At 50.1% G+C, this 696-nt stretch carries 2 pseudogenes; both read left to right on the forward strand.

Going from position 1 to position 696, the window contains the following annotated elements:
- Positions 1-224: pseudogene (locus AC27KL_RS28035) on the forward strand (immunity 22 family protein); the annotation flags it as partial.
- Between the two features lie 391 nt (positions 225-615).
- Positions 616-696, forward strand: a pseudogene (locus AC27KL_RS28040) (DUF4183 domain-containing protein); the annotation flags it as partial.

Below are 696 nucleotides of genomic sequence, written 5' to 3' on the forward strand. Positions count from 1 at the left end.
TGGCTTATTTGCAGCGCGAGTGCGTATCCGCCGGGGAGAGTTTTGCCGAAAAAATTCCGCCGAACCTGTCCGGGGAGATTGCCCGTTTTCCGACAGTTATTTTGCTCTACGGGCAAGTGACCAACTACGGGACTGTGAATGAAGCTTTGTTTGCGCTGACGGGTGAGCAGCACGTAGGCGATGGGCTTGTGGAGCTGTTGGCGACAATCGAATATGAGGAATGAGCAGGGGCGTCCGGCTGAGTGCGGGCGCTTTTTCTATTTTTCAAGCTGGGGAGAGGTTGAGTCATAAAGGGGAAGCAGAAGGCTAACGTTTGGGAACAGACGCGCTATTGCCTTTCTTCTATTGAAGAGAGGTGCCGAAAGGGCAGCAAGGCAAGAGGGGGCACTTTTCTAGCAAGAAGGAGCCTAGATTATCTTTTGTTTCGAATAGGGCTCATTCCGTCTGGCTGCGTTGTTCTGGCAACGCAGATAAATACACGGTGTGCAGGTTCGAAACCGATAAAAAATACGTCCTCCCAGATGATGTTTGTCCGTTTCGGGAACGCAGATTCGTTCATTTGATATGTATTGTAAGGTTTTTTCCTTACGTACTTTACATGAGGAGTTGGTGTGCATGCCAATCATCAAACCGTTTATGACGTCTCTGCGCTTCACCTCGACGATGGGAGCCGGAACAGGTACAGGAGCCACTTTT

This window comes from Paenibacillus sp. YAE3, assembly GCF_057546105.1.